This is a genomic window from Streptomyces sp. (assembly GCF_036566765.1).
GTDB lineage: Bacteria > Actinomycetota > Actinomycetes > Streptomycetales > Streptomycetaceae > Streptomyces.
Genome location: NZ_DATCVQ010000434.1, coordinates 1 through 7,833, shown reverse-complemented (window position 1 = coordinate 7,833; position 7,833 = coordinate 1). Strand labels below are relative to the sequence as shown.

Sequence of the window (7,833 nt, the reverse complement as noted above, 5' to 3'; positions counted from 1 at the left end):
CGCTACACATCGTCAGCCTCCGATCCGTGATCACCTCGCGCGAACGGAACTGCTCCGAACGCGTCCCGGCGTAGCCTTCAGGGCATGGCAGAGAGCAACGTCACGACGGCGAAGCCGAAGAAGAAGCCCGCCGCCAAGCCGCAGCCGGCCAAGACCGCCAAGCCCGAGTCGCGGCCGGCCAAGACCGCCAAGCCCGAGTCGCGGCTGGCCATGGTCCGCCGCGCCCGCCGGATCAACCGGGAGCTCGCCGAGGTCTATCCGTACGCCCACCCCGAGCTGGACTTCCGCAACCCCTTCGAGCTGCTCGTCGCGACGGTTCTCTCCGCCCAGACCACGGACCTGCGGGTCAACCAGACCACCCCGGCGCTCTTCGCGAAGTACCCGACGCCCGAGGACCTCGCGGGAGCGAACCCCGAGGAGGTCGAGGAGCTGATCCGGCCGACGGGGTTCTTCCGGGCGAAGACCAAGTCGATCATGGGACTCGCCGCCGCCCTCCGGGACGATTTCGGCGGCGAGGTCCCCGGCCGGCTCGACGATCTCGTCAAGCTCCCCGGCGTGGGCCGCAAGACCGCCTTCGTCGTCCTCGGCAACGCCTTCGGCGTGCCCGGCATCACCGTCGACACCCACTTCATGCGGCTCGCGCGGCGCTGGAAGTGGACCGAGTCCGACGACCCCGTGAAGATCGAGGCGGAGATCGCCGCGATCTTCCCCAAGAGCGACTGGACGATGCTCTCGCACCGGGTGATCTTCCACGGCCGCCGCATCTGCCACGCCCGCAAGCCCGCCTGCGGCGCCTGCCCGATCACGCACCTCTGCCCCTCCTACGGAGAGGGCGAGACGGACCCGGAGAAGGCGAAGAAGCTGCTGAAGTACGAGAAGGGCGGCTACCCCGGCCAGCGGCTGAACCCGCCGCCGGACTACCCGGGCCGCCCCGCGCCCCCGCTGGGCGCCGAGGCATGACGTACGGCCGCAGGACGTACGGCCGCGTGACGTACGGCTGCACGGCGTACGACCGCATGACGTACGGCTGCATGGCGCATGCACGCCAACCACGCCGACGCGGAACGATCGCGGGCGTCGCGGGCGTTGCACAGGACGGACGGGGGTGCCTATGACACGCACTGGAGAGACAGAGACGTACGACGGCAGGATCGGCGACGGGACAGGCCGGGCGATCACCGTGACGAGCGAGGGGCTGCCCGACTGGCTGGCACCGGTCGAGCGGGCCGCGCGCACGGTCGAGCCCGAGCAGCTCAGCCGGTTCCTGCCGCCCGAGAGCGGCTCCGGCCGCCAGTCCGCCGTGCTGATCCTGTTCGGCGAGGGCGAGCACGGGCCCGAGCTGCTGCTCATGGAGCGCTCCGGCAGCCTGCGCTCGCACGCCGGACAGCCGTCCTTCCCGGGCGGCGCCCTCGACCCCGAGGACGGCGACCCGGAGCGCGGCGGGCCGCTGCGGGCCGCGCTGCGCGAGGCGCAGGAGGAGACCGGCCTCGACCCCTCCGGCGTCCAGATCTTCGGCGTGCTGCCCCGGCTCTACATCCCGGTGAGTCATTTCGTCGTCACGCCCGTACTCGGCTGGTGGCGGACTCCGACGCCGGTCGTCGCCGTCGACCCGGCGGAGACCGCCCGGGTCTTCACGGTTCCCGTGGCGGATCTCACGGACCCGGCCAACCGCGCCACCACCGTCCACCCGAGCGGTCACCAGGGCCCCGCATTCCTGGTCGAATCCGCTCTGGTCTGGGGTTTCACCGCGGGAGTGATCGACCGGATCCTGCACTTCTCGGGTTGGGAGCGCCCGTGGGACCGGTCGAAGCAGGTCCCGCTGGACTGGCGCTCATGACACCCTGACCCGGGCGACCGAAGACGAATCTGCGAGGCTATTGACGGTGAACGTGCTGGACATCCTGCTGCTGCTCGCCGCCGTGTGGTTCGCGATCGTCGGTTACCGCCAGGGCTTCGTCGTCGGCATCCTGTCGGTGATCGGCTTCCTCGGCGGCGGTCTCGTCGCCGTCTATCTGCTGCCGCTGCTCTGGGACATGCTGACCGACGGCTCGCAGGCGTCGATGACGGCGGTGATCGTCTTCGTCGTGGTCGTGATCGTCTGCGCGTCGGTGGGCCAGGCCTTCACCACCCACCTCGGGAACAAGCTGCGCCGGCACATCACCTGGTCGCCGGCGCGCGCCCTGGACGCCACCGGCGGCGCGCTGGTGAACGTCGTCGCGATGCTGCTGGTGGCCTGGCTGATCGGCTCCGCGCTCGCCGGAACGTCCCTGCCGACGCTCGGCAAGGAGGTCCGCGCGTCGAAGGTGCTGCTCGGGGTGTCCCGGGTGATGCCCGCTCAGGCGTCCACCTGGTTCACGGACTTCTCCTCCGTCCTCGCGCAGAGCGGCTTCCCGCAGGTCTTCAGCCCGTTCGCGAACGAGCCCATCAAGGAGGTCCAGGCGCCCGATCCGGCCCTGGTGAACAGCCCGGTGGCGGCGCGCGCCCAGCAGTCCATCGTGAAGGTCGTCGGCACCGCGCCGAGCTGCGGCAAGGTCCTCGAAGGGACCGGCTTCGTCTTCGCCGAGCGCCGTGTGATGACCAACGCGCACGTCGTCGGCGGCGTCGACGAGCCGACCGTGCAGATCGGCGGCGAGGGCCGGCTCTACGACGCGAAGGTCGTCCTGTACGACTGGCAGCGCGACATCGCGGTCCTGGACGTGCCGGAGCTGGAGGCCACCCCGCTGCGGTTCACCGCGGAGGACGCCCGCAGCGGCGACAGCGCGATCGTCGCGGGCTTCCCGGAGAACGGCTCGTACGACGTCCGCTCGGCGCGCGTGCGCGGCCGTATCAACGCCAACGGCCCGGACATCTACCACCGGGGCGAGGTGCGCCGCGACGTGTACTCGCTGTACGCGACGGTCCGTCAGGGCAACTCCGGCGGACCGCTCCTGACCGCGGACGGCAAGGTGTACGGCGTGATCTTCGCGCGGTCCCTCGACGACGCGAACACCGGATACGCGCTGACGGCGGACGAGATCCGCGAGGACATCGTGCGCGGCGCGACGGCGAACCAGCAGGTCGACAGCCAGGGCTGCGCCCTGTAGCCCCGGCGACGCCCGGCCAGGCGGCCGGGCGTCGTGTGCGGGACGGTCAGGTGGTTCGTGCGTCGTGTGCGGACGGTCAGTCGCGGCTGTGCCTCAGCCGCGCCGAGACCCAGCGGGCCCTGCGGCGCAGAATGCGCGGGATCCCGATGCCCTGCCCGGGATGCGCATGGCCCTCGTCCTGCGGGCCACCCCTCTCGTGCGTGATCGGCCCCCTGGCCGAGCGGCGGTTGCGTGCTGCGTCACCGTAGTCGTGCGTCCAGCCCATACCCCGACGTCTGCCCGTGCCCCAAGGTCGGTAACCGCCCGGGGGGCGGCCAATTGGAGTATGCGCCGGGCACATGGCCGTTCCCAGAACGCCGGTTCGGACCGCACCGGTCCGCCCACCGCGCCGGTCTACCGGTCCGGCTCGGGGTCCTTCAGCCAGTTGATGAGCTCCGTGGAGAACGCCACCGGGTCCTCTTCATGCGGGCTGTGTTTCCCGGGGGACGACCCCCGGACCCCCGGCAGAGTCACCGGTCCGGCTCGGGGTCCTTGAGCCAGTTGATGAGCTCCGTGGAGAACGCCACCGGGTCCTCTTCATGCGGGAAGTGGCCCAGGCCGTCGAAGAGTCGCCAGCGGTACGGGGCCTCCACGTACTGGCCCGAGCCTGCCGCGCTGCGCGTGCGCATCGCCGGGTCCATCGAGCCGTGCAGATGCAGCGTCGGCACCCGGACCGGGCGCTTCATGCGCCGGTTGAACTGGATGCCGTCCGGGCGGGCCATCGACCGCACCATCCACCGGAACGGCTCGATCGAGCAGTGCGCCGTCGAGGGGATGGACATCGCCCGCCGGTACACCTCGATCGCATCCTCGTCCGGGATCCGCGGCCCGGACCAGTCGTGGATCAGCCGGCCGACCAGCGCCGCGTCGTCCGCGACGAGCTGACGCTCCGGCAGCCACGGCCGCTGGAAGCCCCACACGTACGAACCCGCCCGCGACTGCGCGAAGTCGGAGAGCATCGCCGAGCGCCAGCGGCGCGGATGCGGCATTGAGGAGACCGCGAGCCGGCGCACCAGCTTCGGCCGCATCACGGCCGCCGTCCACGCCAGGTAGCCGCCGAGGTCGTGCCCGACCAGCGCAGCGTCCGGCTCGCCGAGCGAGCGGACCACGCCGGTGATGTCGAGCGCGAGGTTGGCGGGGTCGTAACCCCGCGGGGTGCGGTCGCTGCCGCCGACCCCGCGCAGGTCCATCGCGACCGCGCGGAACCCGGCGTCGGCGAGCGCCGGCAGCTGGTGCCGCCAGGTCCACCAGAACTGCGGGAAGCCGTGCAGCAGCAGGACCAGCGGCCCGTCGCCCATCTCGGCGATGTGGAAGCGCGCCCCGTTCGCGGCCACGTCGCGGTGGGTCCACGGCCCGTCGATCCGTACGGGGCTTCCGCCGTTGGCGCTGCTGCTCTCTGGGACGGTCATGCCGACGAGCGTGCCACAACGGCGGCCTTTTCCTGGACCGGGCGCGGATGCGGCTTGACGCTCCCCAGTACGGCGGCCGTCTGCTTGGCCGAGGCGATGGACTTCTCCGGCGGCTTGACCTTGCGGAACTTGAGGTACGCCAGCAGCCCCAGCAGCCCCGCGAGCAGCACGTTCGCCGCGAAGGACAGCAGGAAGCACCAGGCGAGGTTCCAGCCCCCGTTGCCGTTGTGCCCGCCGGTCCAGGTGTTGATGCCGTACGCGAGCGCGAAACTCAGCATCGGCAGCGAGAAGAGGAGCACGGTGGCGGCGCCGATTCCGGCCGCCCCGCCCATCACGCCCCGCTTGACGTCCTGGCGGATCTCGGCCTTCGCCAGGGCGATCTCGTCGTGCACCAGTGCGGACATCTCGGCGGTCGCCGAGGCGACCAGCTGACCGAGGCTGCGCTCGGTGCCGTCGAACGGCTCGCTCATGGCTGCTCCCTCTTCTCTTCTACGGTCCGGACTCAGATCATGCCGGACTGTCGGCGTCATCGCGCGATGCCCCCGCCAGTTCGGCCTTCTCTCTGTGCTCGGCGGCCTTCCTCTCGTAGATCGCCGCCATCCGCAGGTGGTACTCCGGATCGTCCTGCTCGTACATGTCCGGGATGCCGTCCTGGTCGTCGTCGCGCTCCTCCTCGGCGAGCAGCGCCTGGTACTTCCGGACCCGCAGTTTGAGCAGCACGGTGGCGAAGACGGCCGCGATCAGCGAGCCGACCAGCACCGCCGCCTTGACCTCCTCGGTCAGTGCGGCGTCGCCGGCGAAGGCCAGTTCGCCGATGAGCAGCGAGACGGTGAAGCCGATGCCGGCCAGCGTGGCGACGGCGAAGACGTCCGGCCAGGCGAGGTCCTCGTTCAGCTCCGCACGGGTGAACCGGGCCGTCAGCCAGGTGCCGCCGAAGATGCCGACCGCCTTGCCGACCACCAGGCCGAGAACGACGCCGAGGGTGACCGGCTCGGTGAAGACGTAGCCGAGCGACTTCCCGGACACGCTGACACCCGCCGAGAACAGCGCGAACAGCGGGACCGCGAGTCCGGCGGACACCGGCCGGACCAGGTGCTCGATGCGCTCGCCGGGGGAGTGCTCCTCGCCTTCGCGCCGGGTGCAGCGGAGCATCAGGCCCATGGAGACGCCGGCGATCGTGGCGTGGACGCCGCTGTTGTACATCAGGCCCCAGATGACCAGGGCGAGCGGGACGTACACGTACCAGCCGTGGACGTTTGCGCGGAGCAGCGCCCAGAACAGGACGAGGCCGGCGAACGCGCCGCCCAGGGCGAGGAAGTTCAGGTCGCTGGTGAAGAAGATCGCGATGATCAGGATCGCGAAGAGGTCGTCGACGACGGCGAGCGTCAGCAGGAAGGCGCGCAGCGCGGACGGCAGCGAGGTGCCGATGACGGCCAGCACGGCGAGCGCGAAGACGATGTCGGTGGCGGTGGGCACGGCCCAGCCGTCGAGGGAGCCGCCGCCGATCGTGTTGACGAGCGTGTAGACGAGCGCCGGGGCGGCCATGCCGCAGACCGCGGCGATGACGGGCAGGGCGGCGGCCCTGGGGTCGCGCAGTTCGCCCGCGACGAGCTCACGCTTGAGCTCGATGCCGGCGACGAAGAAGAAGATCGCGAGCAGGCCGTCGGCGGCCCAGTGCTCGATCGACAGGTCGAGGCCGAGGGCGGCGGGGCCTATGTGGAAGTCCCGCACGGTGTCGTAGCTGTCGCTGATGGGGGTGTTCGCCCAGACGAGGGCAGTGATCGCGGCGACGAGCAGCAGCACGCCGCCGACGGTCTCGGTGCGCAGGGCGTCCGCCACGAACCGTCGCTCGGGCAGGGAGAGGCGTCCGAGTACTTTGCGGCGGGTGGGGGTGGGCGCGGCCACGGCGTGGAACCTCCGGTCGGGTGGGCAGGACGGAGCACATGCCGACCAGACTTCCCGGCGCACCTAGGTTTTCTTGTCGCGTCGTTGACGCGATCCTTACCTTACCTAAAGATGCGAGGTCGTGTCCGGCGATCTTCACTTTAGGTGCATAACCGGTCGCGGGCACGTGCTCGCCCGGCCCTGTGGACATGCGACGGCGCCCGCCCCGGATTCCCGGGACGGGCGCCGTCGTACGGGTCCCTCAGTCCTCGCTCGGCGCCGCCGGCAGCTTGGTCTGGATGAGGTCCATGACCGATGAGTCCGTCAGCGTCGTGACGTCGCCGAGCTCGCGGTTCTCCGCGACGTCCCGCAGCAGCCGCCGCATGATCTTGCCGGAGCGGGTCTTCGGCAGCTCCGCCACCGGCAGCACCCGCTTCGGCTTGGCGATCGGGCCGAGCGTCGTGCCGACGTGGTTGCGCAGCTCGGCGACCAGGTCGTCGTTCTCGCTGGCGGTGCCGCGCAGGATCACGAACGCCACGATCGCCTGGCCGGTCGTCTCGTCGGCCGCGCCGACCACCGCCGCCTCGGCGACCGCCGGGTGGGAGACGAGCGCGGACTCGACCTCGGTGGTGGAGATGTTGTGGCCGGAGACGAGCATGACGTCGTCGACCCGGCCGAGCAGCCAGATGTCGCCGTCCTCGTCCTTCTTCGCGCCGTCGCCGGCGAAGTACTTGCCCTCGAAGCGGGCCCAGTACGTGTCGAGGAAGCGCTGGTCGTCGCCCCAGATGGTGCGGAGCATCGACGGCCACGGCTCGGTGAGCACCAGGTACCCGCCGCCGCCGTTCGGCACCTCGTGGGCCTCGTCGTCGACGACGGTGGCGGAGATGCCCGGCAGGGGACGCTGGGCGGAGCCCGGCTTGGTCTCGGTGACGCCGGGCAGCGGGGAGATCATCATCGCGCCGGTCTCGGTCTGCCACCAGGTGTCCACGATCGGGCAGCGGCCGCCGCCGATGTGCTCGCGGTACCAGATCCACGCCTCGGGGTTGATCGGCTCGCCGACGGACCCGAGCACCTTGAGGCTGGACAGGTCGAACTTCTCCGGGACCTCCTGGCCCCACTTCATGAACGTCCGGATCAGCGTCGGCGCCGTGTAGTAGATCGTCACCCCGTACTTCTGGACGATCTCCCAGTGCCTGCCCTCGTGCGGGGTGTTCGGGGTGCCCTCGTACATGACCGAGGTGGCCCGGTTGGCCAGCGGTCCGTAGACGATGTAGCTGTGCCCGGTGACCCAGCCGATATCGGCGGTGCACCAGTAAACGTCTTGTCCCGCTCGATGATCGAAGACGTTGTGGTGGGTGTAGGCGGCCTGGGTGAGATAGCCGCCGGTGGTGTGCAGGATGCCCTTGGGTTTTCCGGTG

Annotated in this window: 8 protein-coding genes; 3 read left to right on the top strand and 5 right to left on the bottom strand. The window is 70.7% G+C overall.

What is annotated here, in order from left to right:
* Positions 1-84: 84 nt before the first annotated feature.
* The 3 genes from nth to VIU94_RS25710 all read left to right on the top strand — a co-directional run bounded on the left by nth (position 85) and on the right by VIU94_RS25710 (position 3,083).
* Complete coding sequence (nth, locus tag VIU94_RS25720) at positions 85-960, top strand: endonuclease III (protein WP_331914590.1); 876 nt, start codon at positions 85-87, stop codon at positions 958-960.
* A 151-nt stretch (positions 961-1,111) separates the two neighbouring features.
* On the top strand, positions 1,112-1,837 hold the full coding sequence (locus VIU94_RS25715) for an NUDIX hydrolase (protein WP_331914588.1): 726 nt from the start codon (positions 1,112-1,114) through the stop codon (positions 1,835-1,837).
* 46 nt (positions 1,838-1,883) lie between these two features.
* Positions 1,884-3,083 carry a MarP family serine protease gene (locus tag VIU94_RS25710; RefSeq protein ID WP_331914586.1) on the top strand — a complete coding sequence of 400 codons (1,200 nt, stop codon included), beginning with the start codon at positions 1,884-1,886 and terminating at the stop codon, positions 3,081-3,083.
* Positions 3,084-3,159: 76 nt separating this feature from the next.
* Here VIU94_RS25710 and VIU94_RS25705 read toward each other — a convergent pair whose 3' ends face one another.
* From VIU94_RS25705 to VIU94_RS25685, 5 genes are all read right to left on the bottom strand, one after another.
* Positions 3,160-3,348, bottom strand: coding sequence for a hypothetical protein (locus VIU94_RS25705; protein ID WP_331914584.1), 189 nt, complete (start codon positions 3,346-3,348; stop codon positions 3,160-3,162).
* 244 nt (positions 3,349-3,592) lie between these two features.
* Positions 3,593-4,531, bottom strand: coding sequence for an alpha/beta fold hydrolase (locus VIU94_RS25700; RefSeq protein WP_331914582.1), 939 nt, complete (start codon positions 4,529-4,531; stop codon positions 3,593-3,595).
* Complete coding sequence (locus VIU94_RS25695) at positions 4,528-5,001, bottom strand: phage holin family protein (RefSeq protein WP_331914580.1); 474 nt, start codon at positions 4,999-5,001, stop codon at positions 4,528-4,530. The genes VIU94_RS25700 and VIU94_RS25695 overlap by 4 nt, the downstream gene beginning before the upstream one ends.
* 37 nt (positions 5,002-5,038) lie before the next feature.
* Complete coding sequence (gene nhaA / locus VIU94_RS25690; protein ID WP_331914578.1) at positions 5,039-6,436, bottom strand: Na+/H+ antiporter NhaA; 1,398 nt, start codon at positions 6,434-6,436, stop codon at positions 5,039-5,041.
* Between the two features lie 241 nt (positions 6,437-6,677).
* The coding region (locus tag VIU94_RS25685) for an acetate--CoA ligase (RefSeq protein ID WP_331914576.1) at positions 6,678-7,833 on the bottom strand (1,156 nt) is incomplete at its 5' end.

Bases quoted from the DNA above. Each gene is read 5' to 3' on its own strand.
- nth (WP_331914590.1), top strand. From the start codon at position 85: ATGGCAGAGAGCAACGTCACGACGGCGAAGCCGAAGAAGAAGCCCGCC.
- VIU94_RS25715 (WP_331914588.1), top strand. From the start codon at position 1,112: ATGACACGCACTGGAGAGACAGAGACGTACGACGGCAGGATCGGCGAC.
- VIU94_RS25705 (WP_331914584.1), bottom strand. From the start codon at position 3,348: ATGGGCTGGACGCACGACTACGGTGACGCAGCACGCAACCGCCGCTCG.
- VIU94_RS25700 (WP_331914582.1), bottom strand. From the start codon at position 4,531: ATGACCGTCCCAGAGAGCAGCAGCGCCAACGGCGGAAGCCCCGTACGG.
- VIU94_RS25695 (WP_331914580.1), bottom strand. From the start codon at position 5,001: ATGAGCGAGCCGTTCGACGGCACCGAGCGCAGCCTCGGTCAGCTGGTC.